Source organism: Pseudomonas sp. WS 5503 (assembly GCF_012985385.1).
In the GTDB taxonomy this organism is placed as follows: Bacteria; Pseudomonadota; Gammaproteobacteria; order Pseudomonadales; family Pseudomonadaceae; genus Aquipseudomonas; species Aquipseudomonas paracarnis.
The window spans coordinates 143,502-162,182 of the sequence record NZ_JAAQWI010000012.1 but is presented as its reverse complement, the minus strand read 5'-3'; the positions used below and the strand labels follow the sequence as shown (position 1 = coordinate 162,182).

At 58.2% G+C, this 18,681-nt stretch carries 25 protein-coding genes; 17 read left to right on the top strand and 8 right to left on the bottom strand.

Annotated features, from left to right (window positions below):
• Window positions 1–194: 194 nt before the first annotated feature.
• Genes HBO10_RS26860 through HBO10_RS26850 form a run of 3 tightly spaced genes read left to right on the top strand, consistent with a single transcriptional unit; the run spans window position 195 to window position 1,413 of the window.
• Window positions 195–545 carry a general stress protein gene (locus HBO10_RS26860; protein ID WP_014718036.1) on the top strand — a complete coding sequence of 117 codons (351 nt, stop codon included), beginning with the start codon at window positions 195–197 and terminating at the stop codon, window positions 543–545.
• 53 nt (window positions 546–598) lie between these two features.
• Window positions 599–1,150, top strand: coding sequence for an ATP-dependent Clp protease proteolytic subunit (locus HBO10_RS26855; protein WP_014718035.1), 552 nt, complete (start codon window positions 599–601; stop codon window positions 1,148–1,150).
• 29 nt (window positions 1,151–1,179) lie between these two features.
• Complete coding sequence (locus HBO10_RS26850; protein ID WP_014718034.1) at window positions 1,180–1,413, top strand: DUF2934 domain-containing protein; 234 nt, start codon at window positions 1,180–1,182, stop codon at window positions 1,411–1,413.
• A 476-nt stretch (window positions 1,414–1,889) separates the two neighbouring features.
• Here HBO10_RS26850 and HBO10_RS26845 read toward each other — a convergent pair whose 3' ends face one another.
• The gene (locus tag HBO10_RS26845; protein WP_003190473.1) at window positions 1,890–2,159 is read right to left on the bottom strand and encodes a DUF6555 family protein; all 270 of its coding nucleotides are present in this window, start codon (window positions 2,157–2,159) and stop codon (window positions 1,890–1,892) included.
• Window positions 2,160–2,561: 402 nt separating this feature from the next.
• Entirely contained in the window at window positions 2,562–2,876 is a 315-nt protein-coding gene (locus HBO10_RS26840) for a hypothetical protein (RefSeq protein WP_034127106.1), read from the bottom strand.
• Window positions 2,877–3,285: 409 nt separating this feature from the next.
• Here HBO10_RS26840 and cyoA point away from each other — a divergent pair, with 409 nt between their 5' ends.
• From cyoA to cyoE, 5 genes are read left to right on the top strand one after another with little or no spacing between them, the layout of a single operon-like run.
• Window positions 3,286–4,197 (top strand): ubiquinol oxidase subunit II, encoded by a 912-nt coding sequence (cyoA, locus tag HBO10_RS26835; protein WP_229999504.1) that lies wholly within the window; start codon window positions 3,286–3,288, stop codon window positions 4,195–4,197.
• A gap of 2 nt (window positions 4,198–4,199) precedes the next feature.
• Window positions 4,200–6,173, top strand: a complete 1,974-nt coding sequence (cyoB, locus tag HBO10_RS26830; RefSeq protein WP_034127105.1) for a cytochrome o ubiquinol oxidase subunit I — start codon at window positions 4,200–4,202, stop codon at window positions 6,171–6,173.
• Window positions 6,174–6,176: 3 nt separating this feature from the next.
• Complete coding sequence (locus tag HBO10_RS26825; RefSeq protein ID WP_034127104.1) at window positions 6,177–6,791, top strand: cytochrome o ubiquinol oxidase subunit III; 615 nt, start codon at window positions 6,177–6,179, stop codon at window positions 6,789–6,791.
• 1 nt (window position 6,792) lies between these two features.
• The gene (gene cyoD / locus HBO10_RS26820) at window positions 6,793–7,131 is read left to right on the top strand and encodes a cytochrome o ubiquinol oxidase subunit IV (protein ID WP_034127103.1); all 339 of its coding nucleotides are present in this window, start codon (window positions 6,793–6,795) and stop codon (window positions 7,129–7,131) included.
• Entirely contained in the window at window positions 7,089–7,985 is an 897-nt protein-coding gene (cyoE, locus tag HBO10_RS26815) for a heme o synthase (protein WP_034127102.1), read from the top strand. Before cyoD ends, cyoE begins: the two co-directional genes overlap by 43 nt.
• Before the next feature lie 214 nt (window positions 7,986–8,199).
• Here the strand turns inward: cyoE and HBO10_RS26810 are convergent, their stop codons facing one another.
• The 4 genes from HBO10_RS26810 to HBO10_RS26795 all read right to left on the bottom strand — a co-directional run bounded on the left by HBO10_RS26810 (window position 8,200) and on the right by HBO10_RS26795 (window position 11,738).
• A complete protein-coding gene (locus tag HBO10_RS26810) occupies window positions 8,200–9,777 on the bottom strand; it encodes a histidine kinase famiy protein (RefSeq protein WP_169922165.1) in 1,578 nt (525 codons plus the stop codon).
• Between the two features lie 107 nt (window positions 9,778–9,884).
• Window positions 9,885–10,394, bottom strand: coding sequence for a DUF892 family protein (locus HBO10_RS26805; protein ID WP_019821478.1), 510 nt, complete (start codon window positions 10,392–10,394; stop codon window positions 9,885–9,887).
• 63 nt (window positions 10,395–10,457) lie between these two features.
• Window positions 10,458–11,342 carry a manganese catalase family protein gene (locus HBO10_RS26800; protein WP_014718025.1) on the bottom strand — a complete coding sequence of 295 codons (885 nt, stop codon included), beginning with the start codon at window positions 11,340–11,342 and terminating at the stop codon, window positions 10,458–10,460.
• Window positions 11,343–11,507: 165 nt separating this feature from the next.
• Window positions 11,508–11,738 (bottom strand): hypothetical protein, encoded by a 231-nt coding sequence (locus tag HBO10_RS26795; protein ID WP_034127100.1) that lies wholly within the window; start codon window positions 11,736–11,738, stop codon window positions 11,508–11,510.
• A 320-nt stretch (window positions 11,739–12,058) separates the two neighbouring features.
• Here HBO10_RS26795 and HBO10_RS26790 point away from each other — a divergent pair, with 320 nt between their 5' ends.
• The 3 genes from HBO10_RS26790 (at window position 12,059) to HBO10_RS26780 (ending at window position 13,030) form a co-directional block, all read left to right on the top strand.
• On the top strand, window positions 12,059–12,241 hold the full coding sequence (locus HBO10_RS26790; protein WP_003190457.1) for a general stress protein: 183 nt from the start codon (window positions 12,059–12,061) through the stop codon (window positions 12,239–12,241).
• A gap of 250 nt (window positions 12,242–12,491) precedes the next feature.
• Window positions 12,492–12,746: a hypothetical protein gene (locus HBO10_RS26785; protein ID WP_014718023.1), complete on the top strand. Its 255-nt coding sequence runs from the start codon at window positions 12,492–12,494 to the stop codon at window positions 12,744–12,746.
• 5 nt (window positions 12,747–12,751) lie between these two features.
• Window positions 12,752–13,030, top strand: coding sequence for a hypothetical protein (locus tag HBO10_RS26780; protein WP_034127099.1), 279 nt, complete (start codon window positions 12,752–12,754; stop codon window positions 13,028–13,030).
• Between the two features lie 19 nt (window positions 13,031–13,049).
• On the opposite strand, the gene HBO10_RS26775 is transcribed toward HBO10_RS26780, so the two are convergent.
• Window positions 13,050–13,550 carry a CinA family protein gene (locus HBO10_RS26775; protein ID WP_034127098.1) on the bottom strand — a complete coding sequence of 167 codons (501 nt, stop codon included), beginning with the start codon at window positions 13,548–13,550 and terminating at the stop codon, window positions 13,050–13,052.
• A 123-nt stretch (window positions 13,551–13,673) separates the two neighbouring features.
• On the opposite strand from HBO10_RS26775, the gene HBO10_RS26770 reads away from it, so the two are divergent.
• Window positions 13,674–14,072 carry a low affinity iron permease family protein gene (locus HBO10_RS26770; RefSeq protein WP_034127097.1) on the top strand — a complete coding sequence of 133 codons (399 nt, stop codon included), beginning with the start codon at window positions 13,674–13,676 and terminating at the stop codon, window positions 14,070–14,072.
• Between the two features lie 34 nt (window positions 14,073–14,106).
• Here HBO10_RS26770 and HBO10_RS26765 read toward each other — a convergent pair whose 3' ends face one another.
• Complete coding sequence (locus tag HBO10_RS26765; RefSeq protein WP_034127096.1) at window positions 14,107–15,168, bottom strand: M28 family peptidase; 1,062 nt, start codon at window positions 15,166–15,168, stop codon at window positions 14,107–14,109.
• Window positions 15,169–15,360: 192 nt separating this feature from the next.
• Here HBO10_RS26765 and HBO10_RS26760 point away from each other — a divergent pair, with 192 nt between their 5' ends.
• The 5 genes from HBO10_RS26760 (at window position 15,361) to HBO10_RS26740 (ending at window position 18,546) form a co-directional block, all read left to right on the top strand.
• A complete protein-coding gene (locus HBO10_RS26760) occupies window positions 15,361–16,125 on the top strand; it encodes an OBAP family protein (protein ID WP_034127095.1) in 765 nt (254 codons plus the stop codon).
• Window positions 16,126–16,205: 80 nt separating this feature from the next.
• Window positions 16,206–17,495, top strand: coding sequence for an SDR family oxidoreductase (locus HBO10_RS26755; protein ID WP_034127265.1), 1,290 nt, complete (start codon window positions 16,206–16,208; stop codon window positions 17,493–17,495).
• 173 nt (window positions 17,496–17,668) lie between these two features.
• A complete protein-coding gene (locus HBO10_RS26750; protein ID WP_020303208.1) occupies window positions 17,669–17,950 on the top strand; it encodes a hypothetical protein in 282 nt (93 codons plus the stop codon).
• Between the two features lie 102 nt (window positions 17,951–18,052).
• Window positions 18,053–18,310 (top strand): DUF6555 family protein, encoded by a 258-nt coding sequence (locus tag HBO10_RS26745; RefSeq protein ID WP_003190423.1) that lies wholly within the window; start codon window positions 18,053–18,055, stop codon window positions 18,308–18,310.
• Window positions 18,307–18,546, top strand: coding sequence for a hypothetical protein (locus tag HBO10_RS26740; RefSeq protein ID WP_034127094.1), 240 nt, complete (start codon window positions 18,307–18,309; stop codon window positions 18,544–18,546). Before HBO10_RS26745 ends, HBO10_RS26740 begins: the two co-directional genes overlap by 4 nt.
• Window positions 18,547–18,681: the final 135 nt, after the last annotated feature.

Below are 18,681 nucleotides of genomic sequence, written 5' to 3'. Positions count from 1 at the left end.
TTCTAATACGTCTGCGTGTTACGAACATCAGCAACTTGCTGAACAAGCCGAAGCCACGATAAGTGCATCTAAAACGCCACCCTTGTGTGAAAGGCACTTATAACCGTGCCGTTTGACGCACGCGACTAAGTGCACGTTTCCAGCACAATCGAAGTGAACGTTACATTACCGACATAACGACGAGGTAACTGAACATGACTACTCAAGACAAGCAAGGCCAGATGAGCGTCAGCGAAGCCGGTAAGAAAGGCGGCGAAGCCACTTCTGCGTCCCATGACAAAGAGTTCTACCAGGAGATCGGCAGCAAAGGTGGCCAAAATAGTGGCGGGAACTTCAAGAATGATCCCGAGCGCGCCGCTGAAGCCGGCAGCAAAGGCGGCCAGAACAGCGGGGGCAATTTCAAGAATGACCCCGAACGCGCCGCCGAGGCGGGCAGCAAAGGCGGCCAGAACAGTGGCGGCAATTTTGCCAATGACCGTGAAAAAGCTTCCGAAGCCGGGCGTAAAGGTGGCGAACACAGCCACGGCGGCGGACGCAAAAGCTGATGTGCTTGATGCAGGGGAGCCATGCTCCCCTGCTTTCATTGATGAGGGACACCATGCCTTTACACATTATCAACTTCACCGCACCGGTCACCGCTTCTACGTGCAGCCAACTGATTGAAAAAGCCTCGTTGGCCGTACAACAAGATGCCCAGGGCCTGGTACTGAATATCGCCACCATGGGTGGTGAATGCAGCTACGGCTTTACGATGTACAACTTTTTATTGTCCCTGCCGATTCCGGTGCATACCCATAACCTCGGCACAGTGGAATCGATGGGCAATATCATCTTCCTGGCCGGTGAGCGCAGAACCGCCTGCAAGCACAGTAAATTCCTGTTCCACCCCTTCCACTGGCATGTGCAAGGCGCGGTTGACCACTCGCGCATGTCCGAATATGCGATGAGCCTCGATTACGACTTGCAGTTGTACGCACGCATCGTAGCCGAGCGCACCGCCGATGCTGTCGAAAAACTGGAGACCGAAAAGTACCTGATCGCCGCGCCACGCATTCTCGACCCGCAACAAGCGCTGACCGCCGGCTTGATCCATGGGATCGAACTTCCCGTGGTCAAGGCGGACTTCGTGAGCAGCTTCATTCACTCCTAGCACCTTTTATTCAATAGGGGAGCCTCACAATGGACGAAGAAACGATCCGACTCACCGCGTACCGCATTTGGGAACAGCAAGGGAAGCCTGATGGTCAGGATTTCGTGCACTGGTTACAAGCCAGGGAGGAGCTGACAACCCCGCCGAATGACGGCCTGGCAGGCTCGATAGCAAGTAGCGTCACCCCGCCCAACCCGGACCGATCAAAGCGCCAGGCGACCGCCGCCGGGCAAAAAACCCGCAGCAGAAAACCCAACTGCTGAACCCACAGAGCAGAGAGTGAGGACGCGCCTGTCGATAAACCTGCCAGGGTTCTAAAACATAGACAGCCGTCCAAGCGCCATCCCCTCCCCGCCGCCTCTCGATACTGGCATTGAAACATCAACTAATCGCTTGTTTGAATTCTTCCTCTTTAGCAGTTGAAAACGCCCACTTCTTAATCGAGAGTGGCCGTTCATTCAGGGAGGAATCGATGTGACCCATCTACAAGCGAACCGAAGTTGCCTGCAATGTAAACAACCCTACGAATCGACGCTGGATGACCCCGACTTTCTAGTGTCGTCGGCCTCTGACATGCTCTGCCCAGCGTGCAAGCAACACTATGCAGCCGACCTTATGAAAGAGGCACTTCAACGCAGCGTGCAAAAGTTGTGCATGTTGCAGGAGCGACGCAAAAAACAGTAAACACTCGCCTCGCCCCTACCGCCACCCGCATGAACCCCGCCCATTAAAAACACATTCATTCAGGTGGCGGCGGCACATAGGGCTTTGCAATAAACGGGATACTCCCAGACGGGCGCCATCTTACATTCTCAAGACCGTAGCGCTCGGCCAGCGGTTTACTGATGCGTTTGATCTTTTCATTACGCGACCTGGGAATAATGCCAATTCCAGCATCGCAACAGGCCCAATGCCACGCCTCTGCGTTATTCATCACCTCCGCTCTTATAATGAAAGACTTAGGCTCGTGGTGGTATTCGTACTCGATGACATATAAAGAATTTTTCATAACCTCTCCTTCTGATTTTTTGTTATTTGCTCAGAACGAAGGTTCAGAAATTTTAATCTTTTAATGACGACGATCACGCACTTTCTGTCGCACTACCGTTCGTCGGCCTCGCATTAAAAAAATAAAACGGTTCATGCTTCTTCTGTTTCTTAATACTGAGTCTGTTCACTCCAGGCTCTTGGTAAAAACTCCTGTCTTGCCCGCACTCTGTGCGGGCTTTTTTATTTTGCCGCGACGCTACACCCTGTGGCGAGGGAGCTTGCTCCCGTGACGGCCTGGCAGCCGACGCTTGTCTAACTGACGCACCGAGGTCCAAGCTTGCCTGTCGGACCAAAGTCCTCGTCGGCTGTCAGGCCGTCATCGCAGGCAAGCCAGCTCCCACATTCAAGATCGCGGAGCCACTCAATCGTCGTCGTGCACGTGAGCGTCAGCACAGGGCAGTCGGCCGGACTCACCTCCGGCAATCCGTTCCGCCTGGTCAATACCGCGTTTGAGCGCGTCATTCACCGTCCATTCGGCACCCGGCAACTGCTTGATGCGTTCAACCACACATTGTCCCGTCGCGGTATAAACACAGAGCAGCACTTCAATATCAGCATCGTCCCGCTCTCGGGCCCTGACTTCGATATGGCAGCCATTTTCGACTTCCCGGGTGAAGCATTTTTCTTCCAGTGCTTTTGAGACCCAGGCTTTATAGGTGTTGCCACGTATAAACATAGCGCTTCTCCAAAACCGTTAGTGGGGTTGGCCATCAACTAACGACTGAAATCCCTAACCAGAATTCAGACTTTCTGCAAGGCCACCTCCATCATGCACCGATAAAAACCCTTTACCGTTTCGCCTGTTAAACCGTTCGTCAGGCGAGGAAACAAATTGTTAAACCAACCCATCGGGCTCTATTCAAAATGTTCGGGAGCGCGGCGAAATGCGCCCTGCAGAGCGGCAGAAAAAGCCAATAGAACCGGACAGTAGACGCACTTTATCTACTGACGGCAGCTTATTGCCGAATGTTTATCACCTGATGGCTCCTGGTGTTAACAAGCGCTTCGCTTAGTTAACGCGCGAGCACAGATTCGGCACAGCAAAACGCAAGTTTCCAATACAGGAGCAAGGCATGAAACGAGCGATGGGTTATTGCCTGGTCACTATCACCAGCCTCTTCTTACTCACCAGTTGCAACCTGGTGGTATTCAACCCCAAGGGGCAAGTAGCAACCGATGAGCGCGACCTGATTATTCTCGCTACGGGCCTGATGCTGCTGGTGGTCGTTCCGGTGATTGTGATGATGTTTGTCTTCGCCTACCGCTACCGCGCCACCAATAAAAAAGCGCGTTACTCCCCCCGCTGGGCCAGTTCACACAAAATCGAAGCGGTGGTATGGGGCGTTCCCCTGCTGATCATCATCGTCCTGGGGTGGGTGACCTGGGAGACCACCCACGCACTCGACCCCTATCGCCCGCTGGAATCAGACACCCCGCCGATCAATGTGCAGGTGGTCGCCACCGACTGGAAGTGGCTGTTTATCTACCCTGACCTGGGCATCGCCAGCGTCAACGAACTGGCCCTGCCGGTGCACACGCCGGTGAGTTTCACCGTCACCTCCGACGCGGCCATGACCTCGTTCTTTATTCCCGCACTCGGCGGGCAGATCTACGCCATGGCCGGCATGCAGACCAAGTTGCACCTGATCGCCAACGAAACCGGTGAGTTCAGAGGGATTGCCGCCAACTACAACGGCCCCGGTTTTTCCGACATGCATTTCACCACGCTGTCCCTGAGCACTGCCGACTTTCAAACCTGGGTGACAAAGGTCAAGGGCGCGGCCACCTCTCTGGATCACAGCACTTACGCGCAATTGGCCAAGCCGACCCTCAAGCACCCGGTGACCTATTACTCGGCGGTACAGGAGCGCTTGTTCCTGGACATCGTCGATAAATACGAAGGCATGAACAAGGCCAATAAACCCCGGCGCTCGCCATTGAGCGACGCTGCACAACGCACCGATCAACACCCAAGTCTGCTGGCTGAGGAGCGGTAACCATGTTCGGAAAACTGTCGTGGGACGCGATCCCAACCACTGAACCCATTGTGATGTACACCCTGGCCATCGTGGGCCTGATCGGGGTGGCGTTGGTGGGCTCGATTACCTGGAAACGCAAGTGGGGTTATTTGTGGCGCGAGTGGTTCACCTCGGTGGACCACAAGAAGATCGGTTGCATGTACATCATCGTCGCCCTGGTGATGCTGCTGCGCGGGTTTTCTGATGCGATCATGATGCGCACCCAGCAAGCCATGGCCGCCAGCGGCGGGCCGGGTTACCTGCCGCCGGAACATTACGACCAGATCTTCACCGCCCACGGTGTGATCATGATCTTCTTCATGGCCATGCCCTTCGTGGTCGGCTTGATGAACATCGTCGTGCCGTTGCAGATCGGCGCTCGCGATGTGGCTTATCCGTTTCTCAACGCCCTGAGTTTCTGGCTGTTCGTGGTGGGTGCGGCGCTGGTGAATATTTCGCTGGGGGTCGGTGAGTTCGCGCGTACCGGCTGGGTGGCGTATCCGCCGTTATCCGAGCTGGGCTACAGCCCCGGCGTCGGCGTGGATTACTACATCTGGTCATTGCAGATATCCGGTATCGGCACGCTGCTCACGGGGGTGAATTTCTTCGTCACCATCCTGAAGATGCGCACCGAAGGCATGACGCTGTTCAAGATGCCGGTGTTCACCTGGAACGCGCTGTGCACCTCGGTGCTGATCCTGGCGGCATTCCCGATCCTCACCGCCACCCTGCTGATGCTGACCCTGGACCGTTACCTGGGCATGCATTTTTTCACCAACGAGGCCGGCGGCAACCCGATGATGTACGTGAACCTCATCTGGGCGTGGGGGCATCCGGAGGTGTACATCCTGATCCTGCCCGCGTTCGGGGTGTTTTCCGAGATTGCCGCCACCTTCAGCAGCAAGCGGCTGTTCGGCTACGTGTCGCTGGTATGGGCGACCATCGCGATCACCGTGTTGTCGTTCATCGTGTGGCTGCATCACTTTTTCACCATGGGCGCGGGGGGCAACGTCAACGCGTTCTTCGGCATCATGACGATGATCATCGCGGTGCCGACCGGCGTAAAAATCTTCACCTGGTTGTTCACCATGTACCGCGGCCGCGTGCGCTTCGAAACGCCCATGCTGTGGACCCTGGGCTTTATCGTGACCTTCAGCATCGGCGGCATGACCGGGGTGCTACTGGCGGTGCCCGGGGCCGATTTCCTGCTGCACAACAGCCTGTTCCTGATCGCGCACTTTCACAACGTGATCATCGGTGGCGCGGTGTTCGGCTATATGGCCGGCCTGACATATTGGTTCCCCAAGGCGTTCGGTTTCCGCTTGAACGACAAGCTGGGCCGCATCGCCTTCTGGTGCTGGCTGGTGGGCTTTTATTTCGCGTTCATGCCCTCCTACGTGCTGGGTTTCATGGGCATGACGCGCCGTCTCAATCATTTCGACAACCCCGAGTGGCGGCCCTGGCTGCTGCTGGAGCTGGTGGGGGTGGCAATCATCCTCTGCGGCGTGGCGGCGCAAGCCTTGCAATTGTTTGTCAGCATCCGCAACCGTCATCAATACCGCGACCGCACCGGCGATCCGTGGGACGGGCGCACCCTGGAATGGGCCACCGCGTCTCCCCCGCCGCTGTACAACTTCGCCGAGCAGCCCAAGGTCAATGACCTGGACGCGTACTGGGGCATGAAGGAGCGCGGCGTCAGCACCCTGAGCCACACCGACTATCGCAGCATCCATATGCCGCGCAATACCGCGTCGGGCTTGGTCATCAGCTTGTTTGCGCTGGTCTGCAGCTTTGCGTTGGTGTGGCACATCTGGTGGTTGGCGGCGTTCGGCCTGGTGGCCTCGGTGGTGGCGTTCGTGGTGCGCAGCTACGACGAAGACATCGATTACTTCGTGCCCGCCCAGGAAGTCGCGCGCATCGAAACGGCCCGTCTCAAAGACCTGGCGGAGGCTTGACCCATGTCCAATATCGTTATGGAAAAAGACATTGCCCATACCCACGAACAGGGGCATGAAGACGCCGGTTCCCTGAGCCTGTTCGGGTTCTGGATCTACCTGATGACCGACTGCATCCTGTTCGCGACCTTGTTCGCCGGCTACGCCGTATTGCGCGACAGCGTGGCGGGCGGGCCGTCGAGCATGGATATTTTCGAACTGCCCTATGTGCTGGCCGAAACCATGCTGCTGCTGTTGAGCAGTATCACCTACGGCTACGCCATGCTCGCCATGAACCACGGCAAGCAACGCGATGTGCTGCGCTGGCTGGGGCTCACGTTCGTGTTGGGCGCGGGCTTTATCGCCATGGAGATCAACGAATTCCACCACCTGATCGAAGAAGGCTACGGGCCGGACCGCAGCGGCTTCCTGACGGCCTTCTTCACCCTCGTGGGCACCCACGGCGCGCACGTGTTGACCGGGCTGATCTGGATGGCGGTGCTGATGGTCCAGGTCAAGCAACGCGGCCTGACCAGCACCAACGCCACCCGGCTCAGTTGCCTGAGCCTGTTCTGGCACTTTTTGGACGTGGTGTGGATCTGCGTCTTTACCGTGGTCTATCTGTTGGGGGTGGTGTGACATGTACAAGCAAAGCTCGCTTCACAGCAGTGCCGGTACCAGCCATGGCAGCAGTCGCTCCTATCTGGTCGGGTTCCTGGTGTCAGTACTGCTCACCCTGATTCCGTTCGCCCTGGTGATGTTCCCGTCACTGCCGCGCACCGTCACCGCCTGGTTGGTAGTGGCGTTGGGCGCGATACAAATCGTGGTCCACCTCAAGTTCTTCCTGCACCTGGACACGGCCGAAGAACAACGCTGGAACCTGATTGCGCTGATTTTCTCGGCGGTCATCATTCTTCTGTTGGTGGGGCTTTCGTTATGGATCATGGACAGTATTCATCACAACATGCTGGCGCACTGAAACACTGGCGGGGGCTGTTCAATACCGCTATCGAGCTAACCAAGCCGGGCATTATTATCGGTAACCTGGCGTCGGTGCTGGGCGGTTACCTGCTCGCCGCCAGCGGGCATGTGGCCTCGGTGACGCACGGGCTTGCCACACTGCTCGGCACGGCCCTGGTGATCGGTTGCGGCTGTGTCGTCAACAACTGCATTGACCGCGACATCGACCGGCGCATGGTGCGCACCTGTCATCGGCCATTGGCACTGCGCACCATCAGCGTGTCCACTGCCGCAGGCTATGGGATCGTCCTGGGCACCTGCGGTTTTGGCTTGCTGTGGGCCGGCAGCAATGCGCTGGCGTGTGGGCTGGCAATGGTCGGGCTGGTGATCTATGCGGGGGTCTACACCTACTGGCTCAAGCGACGCTCCCACTGGGCCACCTTGATCGGCAGCGTCTCCGGGGCGATGCCGCCGGTGATCGGCTATTGCGCGGTCACCGGGCGGTTTGACCTTACGGCGTTGCTGCTGATTGTGGTGTTCTGTTGTTGGCAGATGCCGCATTCACACGCCATCAACGTGATGCGCCGCGAGGATTTCCGCGCCGCAGGCCTGCCGCTGTTGAGCCTGGCCCAAGCCCATCGGCAGATCCAGGCGTACATGCTGGCCTTCCTCGCCAGCGCCCTGGTGCTAGGCGCGGTGGCGCAGATGGCGGCGTTGTATTTTGTGGTGATGCTAGGGCTGGGGAGTTATTGGCTAACCCTCGCGGCCAGCGGTACACGCCTCGCTGACCCGACCGGCTGGGCGCGCAGGATATTCGGGTTTTCGATTGTGTTGGTGCTGGCGCTTGACCTGGCGCTGGCGGTGCTGAGGTAGCTTTGTGGGCGGCGCCCTCGAGGGATGCAATGCTCAAAGCAACGAAGATCAACTGTGGGAGCGGGCTTGCCCGCGAAGACGTCGGCCCACCCAACATTGATGTTGACTGACCCGCCGCTATCGCAGGCAAGCCAGCTCCCACAGGGGATTGCGCTTAACTGACTGGCATTGGGGCAAGCCCGCTCCCACATTTGGGGCACAGTGGCCTGCTCGATCAGGCATCGAGCACTGCACGGATTTTCCGGGGAAGGTCAGCAGGCTGATACGGCTTGGGAATCAACTCGAACTCATGCACCTCTATCTCCGCGCGGCCCAACGCGTCTTTCGCATAGCCGGTGGTCAGCAAGATCCTGATGTGCGGATACGAGCGCGACACCTCCCGCGCCAACGCTGCGCCATTCATCACGCCGGGCATGATCAAGTCACTGAACACCAGGTCATACGTCGCCTGCTTGAGCATGCCCAACGCCTCGGCTGCATTGAGGGCGATGTCCGTGTGGTAACCGTAGTCAGACAGAATGACCTGCGCCAACTCGGCCACCTCGGGCCGGTCCTCCACGATCAGGATGCGTTCGTTACCTTGCGGTGAGATGGCTGTGGGGGTCTGCTCGACCCACAGCTGGCTGTCATCTGCAGGAAAGTACAAGCGAATCGTCGTACCGATGCCCGGGTCTGAATGAATCCGCGCCGTGCCGCCTGATTGCTTGACAAAGCCGTACACCATCGACAACCCCAGGCCCGAGCCCTGGCCTTCTTCCTTGGTGGTGAAGAACGGCTGCATGACTTTGTCCTGAATACCTGCGTCGATGCCGTTGCCGTTATCCGAGACCGAAATACTCACGTAACAGCCCTCGGTCAACCCATCCCGCTCGGCACCGACATCGCCCGGTACCTGGACGTTGCAGGTCTGGACGGTTACCGCTGGGTCAGCACGCCCGCGCAAAGCATCCTGGGCATTCGATAACAGGTGCTGCACTGCCAGCTCCGCCTGGACAGGGTCGATGCGGCAGTTCCACAAATCGTCGGCAAGTTCTACATGCAACTCGACGCCCTGCAGCGCACGTGCCATGAATTCGGGGCGGCTGAGCAAGCTGTTCAAGTTGATCACTCGACTGTCGAGCCGTTGCTTGCGCGAAAACGCCAGCAACTGCTGGGTCAGGGTCTGAGCTTTTTCCGCCGCGGCCCTGGCACGGCTGGCACTGTTGACGATGCGCTGCGGATCGCTACCGGGGCGCTTGGCGCTCTGCTGGATCAAGCCGAGATAACCCATCATCACTTGCAGCAGGTTATTGAAGTCATGGGCGATGCCACCGGTCAGTTGCCCCAGCGCTTCCAAGTCTTGTGCGCGACGCACGCGCTGTTCAGCGTCGTGGCGCCGGCTCACGTCCAACTGCGAGGCGAAAAAATACACCAGTTGCCCTCGTTCGTTGAACAACGGCGAAATGAACAGCTCGTTCCAGAAGGTCGAGCCATCCTTGCGGTAGTTGAGCACCTCGACACAGGCCTCATGGTGCTGCTCAACCGCGCGCTGCACTTGGTGCAGCGCGTTTTTGTCGGTTTGGGGCCCCTGCAGGAACCTGCAATTACGTCCGATCACTTCGTCCAGTTCAAAGCCTGTCAGGGTCAGGAACGCCTGGTTGGCAAAGATGATCGGGTTATCAGGCCCCGCGGGGTCGGTCACGATCATTGCGCTGTGGCTGGCTTGCATGGCCGCAAAGAACAGGTCTTTGCGGCTGGCAGACAGCATTGCCAATTCCATACCGTCGACCACAGGCTTCTTCTTTGTCGCCAAGGTTCACCTCCAGATACGTGGTACGTGTTCCATGGACCGTGAAAACGCTGCGCAGTGCCATCTTGTGCCGAGCGGACGCGGCGCCCCCAAGGGCACCGCACGTGTCATTAACGCTTGGCTTGTGTGTCAGGCGCCTCAGAGCGTTGCAAAAACGCTTGCGTAAGCTCTGGCAAGTGCTCGAGCAACCACTGAGCCATGGCGACTTCCTGGGGCAGAATCTTTTCGCACGCCGCTTGTGTCTCGGCATCACCCGCTGCCTTCGCGGCCGCGATGAGCACCGTGTAGCTGGCCACTTCCATATTTTCAAACACGTAGCCGGCCATCGCGCCCTTGATCACCTCGTCACTCATCAGCGAGCCACCGACCGCCTGACCGAAAGCCATCAGCTTGCCGCCCACGTCTTTAAGGGTCGAGGCACTGCCTCCCAAACGCGTCAGGCATTCGTCAATCAGTTGCTGCTGCCCAAGGGTTTCCTCAATGTGCTCGTCGATTCGCGCCTTGAGTTGGGGGTAATTCTCCAGGCGCTCGGACTGTGCCTTGAGCATTTTCTCGGCCTGTTGCTCCATCGCATGGGCATCACGTAGCCAGTCGAGCAGGTTTTCCTGTGGGGTTGCCATGTCGTTGTCCTCGTCAAGAAAGTCGAAAGCACCGCACGCCCTTCAGCGTGCGGCTATTCTCAATCAAAGGTCGGGCTTGGGCTTGAGGCCCGCCCCCAGGTCAGCGCCGGTGGTGGGGTCGCTGGTGGGGTCCGAGAGCGTGCGGATTTTCATCGCGCTCAGCACCGCTTCATCGTCGGCGTCCAACTGCACGCTGGCGGTGCCGTCACCGCCATCGACCGCCGGTTGTGGGTTTTCCACAAACTCCCAACCGTCACCCTGGTTCCAGGGCCCGCGCAGGTTCTCCGCGCCTTGGGACATGTTGAAGTACACCTGGGTGAACTCCGGTTTGCCCGGCAACTTGCCCTGGGGAAAATTCGGCTGGATCGCATGCAGCGCTTTTTCGAAGGATATCTGGTGAGCGATTTCCCGCGTCATCAAAAAACCCAGCGCATCTTTTACACCCGGGTCATCGGTGACGTTCATCAACCGCTCATAGACAATTTTGGCCCGGGCTTCGGCGGCGATATTCGAGCGCATGTCTGCGGTGGGTTCACCAATAGTGTCGATGTAGGCGGCGGTCCACGGCACGCCGGCAGAGTTGGTCAAAGGCGAACCCGCCCCGTACAGCAGGCTGGTGATATGCGAGTCATTGCCGGCGCCATTGAGGGCACGATACAACTCGCCCTCCTCTTCCACGCCTTCGGCCATTCGCCCCTTGGCGCCCTTGTTGAGCATGACGATGATGGAGCCGACGATCTCCAGATGGCTGAGTTCTTCGGTGGCGATGTCCATCAGCAAATCTTTGCGCCCCGGGTCGTCTTCCGCCAAGGCTTGGGTGAAGTAACGGGACGCGGCGGCCAACTCACCTTGGGCGCCGCCAAACTGCTCGAGCAAAAGGTTGGCCAGGCCCGGATTGGGCTCGGCGACGCGGACGGTGTATTGAAGTCGCTTGTTATGTAGAAACATGAACAAATCTCCTCAGGCTTACGGAAAAAGGCGCCCTGCTGGAATGCGCGCCTACCTTGCATGGGAAGTGGCCTGCGCGTGGAAAATTTCAAAATAAACCGACGCCTCACGACCAGCGGTAATGCGCTGCAGGCCAAGCGAAACGGCACTTGTAGGGCAGTTCTCTCAATCGGCGCCGTGGTTTTCCGACTCGGGCACGGCGTCGATGCCGGGCGTACCGCTGGCGGGTTTGATGCTGGCGTCAGCGGGTGTTGCGGCGCTGTCGGGGTGGTCCCAATCGGTGGTCGCGTTGGGGTCTTCGTCGCGCCCGGCAGTGCCGATGACGCAACCGTCTTCATTGGGTGCGTCTGGATGCTCGAGCGGCCGGTACTGTGGGTTGGATGGGTTGTGTTTCATGGCTGAAAAGCTCCCGTTCACAGGTTAGGAACCTCGTTGGAACCACACCCTTTTTTGGAGTGCGACGAAAAAGACGAATGGCAGGACCGTTAACTAAACCAGCAGTTTCGATTTGATTAATATCAAAGCGCTGGCCGGCAATAAAAGTTATACGAAGCGGCGCATCAACCAAGTTTCTGTATAACTTTTTCAGCGAAATTACCGTTCGTCGCCGGTTAGAAAAATCGGTAAAACATTTTTCAAAAAGCCAATATCGGAATAAGTGTCCGTTGCGAAACGGCCAACTAACGAAACGCAAACTTAGCGACTGGAGAACTATCATGACTACAGGTAATAAAAACCCGGGCAACTTTGCCAATGATCGCGAAAAAGCCTCCGAAGCCGGTAAAAAAGGCGGCCAGGCGTCGGGCGGCAACTTCGCCAACGACCGTGAAAAAGCCTCGGAAGCCGGCCGTAAAGGTGGGCAGCACAGCCATGGCGGCGGTCGGAAGTCGGGTTCTTGAGTAACGGTGGGAGGGGCAGCCTGGCTGCCCCTTCAAACCCAATAGTTTGAACAGGCTACACCTTATAATCCCCCCCCTCATCCTGTCCGCTTGATTTAACAACGAGCGAACCTTCAGCCCAAGTTTCAAGTAGAGGCTTTCGACGCAAAGTTGTGGACGACCCTTCTTACAAAGCCATCACCTTGCCAGTATTTACGCCCCGTCATTATGAGCTAGCCTTACCGCGCTGAGTCCTTTATGCGGTGAACTCATGGATACGTTAACGAAAGCCGAAATCGAAACGGCCCTGTCCGCTCGCCTTCCCAAGTGCGCGGTCAAGTGCGCACTCAACGCGGACGGCAGCCTTTCAGTCACTGTAACGGCGCACGGTATGGACCAATTCACCATCGCCAACATCAACCGCGCCCACTACCACGGTGTTTCGGGGATCAACCGGCTTGTGCGGGAAATACGTGAAGAAATGGTCATCGCCAGGCAGTCTTTCTGGCTGTCATCGGTGGGGTAACAGATATGCCAGACGCTACTGACGCAACGCTGCAACCGGTTAACATTGAATACCTGCAAGACACGCTGTTCGGTGTGAACACGCTCGCCAGCGAGTGCATGGCGCAGCTTGTGCGCGCTGCGCCCGGTGTGCAGTTGCGGCTTGCGCCGCCATGGCCCGCGCAATTGCTGAAGGCCCACTGGATTAGCTTTGAATGGAACGGTCAGGCCTATCGTGGTGTGGTGCAGGCGGCTGAATCCTTGACCAACGGCGACTTGCTGCTGGACATCGAACCGCAGCCGTAAACGCGCGCACTTGGCAGCATTAGGCGCGTTCACCCGCCAACGCCCGCTGGTGAAAATGCGGCAGCCATTTCAACGCGTGAAGAGACGCGGCCAACTGCACCTGCTCACGAGAGCCCATAAAACGTTCCTTGCGACTGAACACACTCAGAGCCCCGCCGTTTCGATAAGCCCAGGCAAAACAGACAGTGCCTGGGGGAATGCCGTCCATCCCATCCGGCCCCAGCAGGCCAGTGGTGGCGACCGCCACATCGGCGGGGCTGTCGCGCAGCGCGCCTTGGGCCATTTCCTGGGCGACCTCACAACTGGTGAGGTTGAACGTTTCGATGGTGTAAGGGCGTACGTTTAACAGCCGCTGTTTCGCCTCTGGCGAATACACCACGTACCCGCTTTCGATCCATGAACCGCTGCCGTCGACCTGGGAAAGCAAGGTGATGATCTTGCCTGCGGTACACGACTCCGCCGTCGTGATGACCAATTGATGGTGCTTGAGGTATTCAACGATAGAAGCAGCGACCGACATGCTGAACGCTCCTGTGCAGAGGGGTGTTGCTGATTGATTTTTGTCAAAAAAAATCGATTTGTAAAAAAGAATTTCGAAAATCTGCTGGGGTCTACAGAGGAACATCCCCCAGGAGACAGCACCATGAAGTTCGCGAAATTCTGCCAAAAACTCTCCAACCAGGCGGGCAGCTCAAAAACCTTTCTGACGGCCGTCAGCTTGATTGCTGTTTGGGCGCTCACCGGGCCTTATTTTCAATACAACGACACCTGGCAGTTAATCATCAACACCTCCACCACCATCATCACCTTCCTGATGGTGTTCCTGATCCAGAATACCCAGAACCGCGACAACGATATTCTTCATCTGAAACTGGACGAGCTGATTCGTGCCACCAAAGAAGCTCACAATGCGGCGTTGAGCCTGGATAAGCTCGGGTCGCGAGAGCTACAGAAACTGCGTGAGCAATACAGCAAGCTGGGGCAACCCAACGCGGCCGATGACATCAGGCAGGAGGCGGATTCTTCAAGCGGCCCGATCTGAGCCCCACACCGGTCAGCGTACCTTGCCCCGTCTATCAGGTTGCAAGGTACTCGGCCAATGTCGCGGCACAGGCCTGCACCGCCCCATCCACAATCAATTCATAACCATGGGTATTTTCCGTTGGAATGGCCAGGCAGCCGGCGCGGGCGCAGGTCCCGTTACTCATGACCGCACTGGCATCCGAAGCGAAATCCACCAACAGCGCATATTGGGGGCTGTAGCCGCAGCGCTCTGCGGCAGCCGCCAGGTCGTTGACCACCGCCCGGGTGTAATAGCCTTTCTGGTCCCCCGTATTGATGATCGGGTCGACGGCCAGGCGCGTGCCGTATTCCTGCATCACCGGCCCCACCTCCACCGCGATGGTGGTGTCGCCTGGTAGCGTCGACGCGGCATACATTGCCCCGGCATTGCACTCCTCTTCGAGCGTGGTGAATACCAGATAGACATCCCTGGCCAACGCCTCCCGGCGCGAAGCCAGCAGCTGGGCCGTATGCAGAACGGCAGCAATCGGGGCGCGGTCATCCAGAAAATGCGCGGCAATGGCATCGCCCACTTGGAAGGGCTCACGCCAATGACGGCTCAGCACCACACGGCTTCCGGGCCGAATGCCGTGCTCGCGTAATGCCTGGGCAGTGCATCGCGTGATCACATGAACGTCGTTCCAGTGCACATCGCCCGAGAGCACATCAGCCCCTTGTGCCGTATTACTGGTGGCGTGCATCGAGCCAAAGGACAGCACGCCAGGAAGGATGCGTGCGTCCCCCAGGATATCCACCGGGCACACGCCAAAGTTGACCGGGTTGGCCCCACCCAGCGCCGTCACCCGCAACGTGCCATCCGCCTCGACGCGTTTAACCACCATGGCGATCTCATCCATATGCGCCATGACTTTAACAGCACCGGCAGGCTCGGCATCGCTGTGCTTGCCCTTGATCAAACCCACCACATTACCCGCCGGATCGACCCAGGCCTCATCGCACAACGGCGTCAGGCTTTCCAGGCAAATGGCGCGCACCTCGTCCTCCTGACCGCCCGGCCCGCGTGCCCGGAGCAATTGGGTAAGCAGCGTCGACGCTGGATTTTCAGTCTTGTGCATGGGATGAACACCTCACTGGCAGGTAAGCAATTGCGCTGTCAGCGCCTCTATAAAAAACGACCTGATGAATGAGTGAGTGTTCAACTCAAAGCATTTTGAACGCCCCGTACGCGCGTCTTTCCAACGAGAACAGGATCAAACCTGGCTTTGATCATCGCGCATGAACACACCGGCAACAGGAGGCAGCCGACCATGACTGACAACCCCATCCATCAAGTGACCCAATCCCTGGCCGCAGCAGTGACGCTGGCCCTGCTCAGCGCCTGCGCTGGCAACAACTCACCTTCGAATGTCGAGGCACCTGGGAAGCCGACAACACCTTCGACCCGAACGCTGGAAGCCGGCGCCGCCCTGCTGCAATCACGCCCACCGATTGATGCCCTGAACGCCTACCTGGACGGTTTTCACTTCTACAACGGCCATCCCGATGTGCAAATGGAAGCCCATCACTACTGCGCAATCCTCAACGAGGAGGTCATCCAGTGTGTGATCTACGACGGCAACCGCAAGGATGCCAAGTTGATGGGCGTGGAGTACATCATCAGCGAGGCGCAGTTCAACACGCTGCCCGCGCCTGAAAAGGCGTTGTGGCATAGCCATGTGCATGAAGTGAAGTCAGGGCAACTGGTCGCGCCGGGCATTCCTGAGGCGGCGGAACATGCGCTGATGGAGAAGCTGGTGCACACCTACGGCAAGACCTGGCACACCTGGCATACCGATCTGGATAAACGCCTGCCGTTAGGCGTGCCTCAGTTGATGATGGGGTTTACCGCAGACGGCCAGGCTGACCCGCGTATGGTCGCCGAACGCGATAAACGACTGGGCATCGACAGTGTCGACAAGAAAAAGACGCGCGCCGATATCCCCGCGCCGCCCATCGCCCCTGGGGCGGACGCGTGGCGCCAGGGCACGGTTATCCAGATCGCCGACCCGACCCTGAAGGCCCATCAACATTGACACCGCCATTCAGTCATTTGGATTGAACGATCATTTGCGGGCCTTTCTCTACCCAAGACCAGCCAAAGGAGGATGTCATGATGATTGATACCGCAACCGGAATGAGGCCTGGCGAGCGATACGCCGTGGAAAACCTGGAGCGCACACCGAACTTCAGCGGTTTTTTCCTGGACGGAAAGTACTACCTGGGCCCTGAACTGATGACGGCCGTCGGATGGCTTGAGGGCCAGACGTTTATTTATGATGAGCTCGACGCCACAGGCGAACCGGTGTTTCCCAACCGCGTCGCTGGCACCGTCGAAAACCTGACCCTGATACTGACTGATGGTACCCGCCTGCAACTGCACCCGGTGCCCGTCCACGTGCCCGAGGATTCGCCTGGCGTCATGCAGGCCAAGGGAAAACTGCACGGCAAGACCGTGGTGATCACCGGCGCCTCCAGTGGCATTGGTCGCGCGGCTGCTCACGCCTTTGCCGAGCAAAGTACCCGCTTGGTGTTGGCGGCCCGAGATGAAAAAGCCTTGGAAGAGGTCGTCGAGGAATGCGCTGCGCGTGGCGCCGAGGCCATCGCCGTTAAAACCGATGTAACCCAGGGCGACCAGATGCGCGCCCTTGCCGAACAAGCGGCGGCCTTCGGCAATGGCCGCATCGATATCTGGATCAACAACGCCGGAGTAGGCGCCGTCGGCAGTTTCGAGGACACGCCCCTGGAAGCCCACGAACAGGTGCTGCAAACCGACCTGCTCGGGTACCTGCGCGGCGCCCACGTGGTGTGGCCCTATTTCAAAGCCCAGCACCGCGGCACTCTGATCAACACCTTGTCGCTGGGCAGTTGGGTAGCCCAGCCCTATGCCGTCGCCTACTCCGCCAGTAAATACGGCCTGCGCGGCCTGACTGAGGCACTGCGCGGCGAGCTGACTGACTACCCGGATATTCATGTGTGCGACATCTATCCCGCCGTGATGGACACACCGGGCTTTCGCGATGGCGGCAATTTTACCGGCCACGAGTTGACGCCACCGCCACCGGTCTACGACCCACATAAAGTCGCGCAAGCGATGGTGGCCTGTGCGCTGCAACCGAGGGACAGCACCACGGTAGGCAGCGCTGCCACCGTGGCCCGCGTCGCGCATTTTTTGCTGCCCGGCTTTGCCCGGTTATCCGGTTGGCTCACCCGCCTCGGCCTGGAGCGCAGCCAGCGCGCCGCGACCTCTACGGGCAACCTCTACACCCCGGCATGCGGCGAACGTCGTGTCGAAGGCGGCTGGCGGCAAACCCGCCGTACGCCCTATGGGATGGTTGCAATAGGCGCAGCGCTGCTAGTGGGCAGCGTTGTCGTTGCGCGCAAATATTCGGCTCGTCACAAATGAAAACGGGGCAAATCCCGAATAGCAGCCAGTCAAGCGCAACTCCTCTGTGGGAGCGGGCTTGCTCGCGAAGGCGGTGGATCAGTCACGTCAATGTTTAATGGACGGACGTCTTCGCGAGCAAGCCCGCTCCCACATTTGATCTTCGTTGTTCCCTTTACATGAGGTAACCCAGCATGTCTTACGACTACCAAGGTATTGCCAGTGTCATCACTGCCTCGCGCCATCTTGGAACACCCTCAGATGAACGCCTTAACGAATCAAAAAACATTCAAATGACCAGTAGCGGTAAACCGACCATCGCGCGCTTGGACTTTGACACGCCAATGGATTGGCCCGGCAATCCCAACTTTATCACCGTCAATTTGCCCGACGGCTCCTCTGTCAGCGGGGTCATCGCCGAGCTGCAACGCCCGGCCGATGGGCCTGGATGGGTCACCTTTACGGTAGACGATTAGGTCTCGTCCACGCCCTGCGCCCAATCATCGAATTGTCGGACAACTTATTTGAATTATTTTTGACGTCAAATATCTGTAGTTCATGAGTATCAAGGAGGCCTCATGAAACACAACGACCTTTTCACTATCGAGTACCAGCTGCATGGCGAGCCCAAGTCCTTCATCGTGCGCGCACCGCGCATGGACAATGCCGAGGCTTGGCATTGGGCCAGTTGTGACGCTGGTGTGGCGGTCATCCCCAAATTTGGGCAACACACGTTCAAGCGTGTGTCCAAACCGATGGCGGAGAAATACGGCATTACCCAGGTGCGCTGGAGTGGCGCGGCACAGATTCAATGGGCGGAGGGCCTCAGAGGATGAACAGTCAGACTCTTGGTTACACAACTACAAACAGGCGGGACGACGAAGTCGCGCGAAATGCCGAGATGTTTTTCGAAGCGGATCGATTGGATGCGTTGGCGTACGAGATCATTGAGTCCTACAGCGGCGATGCGCATACGTGGGCGCGCTTTACCGAGGCGAAGAAACGTGCGGATGCGCAGCGTACGGTGGCTTATCGAGAGTGGATGCGAATTCATCGTTCCAAGCGGAAATAACGTCAGCCTGTGGGAGCTGGCTTGCCTGCGATAGCGGCCTGACAACCCATCAGGATGTCAGGCCGAGTGTATATCCCCTTGCGTTCACGCCCCTGACTCAGGGTCTGTCGAAGGCCCTCCAGGGGCGACACCGCC

Bases quoted from the DNA above. Each gene is read 5' to 3' on its own strand.
- HBO10_RS26795 (WP_034127100.1), bottom strand. From the start codon at position 11,738: ATGAAACACAACCCATCCAACCCACAGTACCGGCCGCTCGAGCATCCA.
- HBO10_RS26825 (WP_034127104.1), top strand. From the start codon at position 6,177: ATGTCCAATATCGTTATGGAAAAAGACATTGCCCATACCCACGAACAG.
- HBO10_RS26740 (WP_034127094.1), top strand. From the start codon at position 18,307: ATGAACAGTCAGACTCTTGGTTACACAACTACAAACAGGCGGGACGAC.
- HBO10_RS26745 (WP_003190423.1), top strand. From the start codon at position 18,053: ATGAAACACAACGACCTTTTCACTATCGAGTACCAGCTGCATGGCGAG.
- HBO10_RS26780 (WP_034127099.1), top strand. From the start codon at position 12,752: ATGCCAGACGCTACTGACGCAACGCTGCAACCGGTTAACATTGAATAC.
- cyoB (WP_034127105.1), top strand. From the start codon at position 4,200: ATGTTCGGAAAACTGTCGTGGGACGCGATCCCAACCACTGAACCCATT.
- HBO10_RS26785 (WP_014718023.1), top strand. From the start codon at position 12,492: ATGGATACGTTAACGAAAGCCGAAATCGAAACGGCCCTGTCCGCTCGC.
- HBO10_RS26770 (WP_034127097.1), top strand. From the start codon at position 13,674: ATGAAGTTCGCGAAATTCTGCCAAAAACTCTCCAACCAGGCGGGCAGC.
- HBO10_RS26850 (WP_014718034.1), top strand. From the start codon at position 1,180: ATGGACGAAGAAACGATCCGACTCACCGCGTACCGCATTTGGGAACAG.
- HBO10_RS26790 (WP_003190457.1), top strand. From the start codon at position 12,059: ATGACTACAGGTAATAAAAACCCGGGCAACTTTGCCAATGATCGCGAA.
- HBO10_RS26805 (WP_019821478.1), bottom strand. From the start codon at position 10,394: ATGGCAACCCCACAGGAAAACCTGCTCGACTGGCTACGTGATGCCCAT.
- HBO10_RS26765 (WP_034127096.1), bottom strand. From the start codon at position 15,168: ATGCACAAGACTGAAAATCCAGCGTCGACGCTGCTTACCCAATTGCTC.
- cyoD (WP_034127103.1), top strand. From the start codon at position 6,793: ATGTACAAGCAAAGCTCGCTTCACAGCAGTGCCGGTACCAGCCATGGC.
- cyoA (WP_229999504.1), top strand. From the start codon at position 3,286: ATGGGTTATTGCCTGGTCACTATCACCAGCCTCTTCTTACTCACCAGT.
- HBO10_RS26855 (WP_014718035.1), top strand. From the start codon at position 599: ATGCCTTTACACATTATCAACTTCACCGCACCGGTCACCGCTTCTACG.
- HBO10_RS26760 (WP_034127095.1), top strand. From the start codon at position 15,361: ATGACTGACAACCCCATCCATCAAGTGACCCAATCCCTGGCCGCAGCA.
- cyoE (WP_034127102.1), top strand. From the start codon at position 7,089: ATGGATCATGGACAGTATTCATCACAACATGCTGGCGCACTGAAACAC.
- HBO10_RS26860 (WP_014718036.1), top strand. From the start codon at position 195: ATGACTACTCAAGACAAGCAAGGCCAGATGAGCGTCAGCGAAGCCGGT.
- HBO10_RS26845 (WP_003190473.1), bottom strand. From the start codon at position 2,159: ATGAAAAATTCTTTATATGTCATCGAGTACGAATACCACCACGAGCCT.
- HBO10_RS26755 (WP_034127265.1), top strand. From the start codon at position 16,206: ATGATTGATACCGCAACCGGAATGAGGCCTGGCGAGCGATACGCCGTG.
- HBO10_RS26750 (WP_020303208.1), top strand. From the start codon at position 17,669: ATGTCTTACGACTACCAAGGTATTGCCAGTGTCATCACTGCCTCGCGC.
- HBO10_RS26775 (WP_034127098.1), bottom strand. From the start codon at position 13,550: ATGTCGGTCGCTGCTTCTATCGTTGAATACCTCAAGCACCATCAATTG.
- HBO10_RS26800 (WP_014718025.1), bottom strand. From the start codon at position 11,342: ATGTTTCTACATAACAAGCGACTTCAATACACCGTCCGCGTCGCCGAG.
- HBO10_RS26840 (WP_034127106.1), bottom strand. From the start codon at position 2,876: ATGTTTATACGTGGCAACACCTATAAAGCCTGGGTCTCAAAAGCACTG.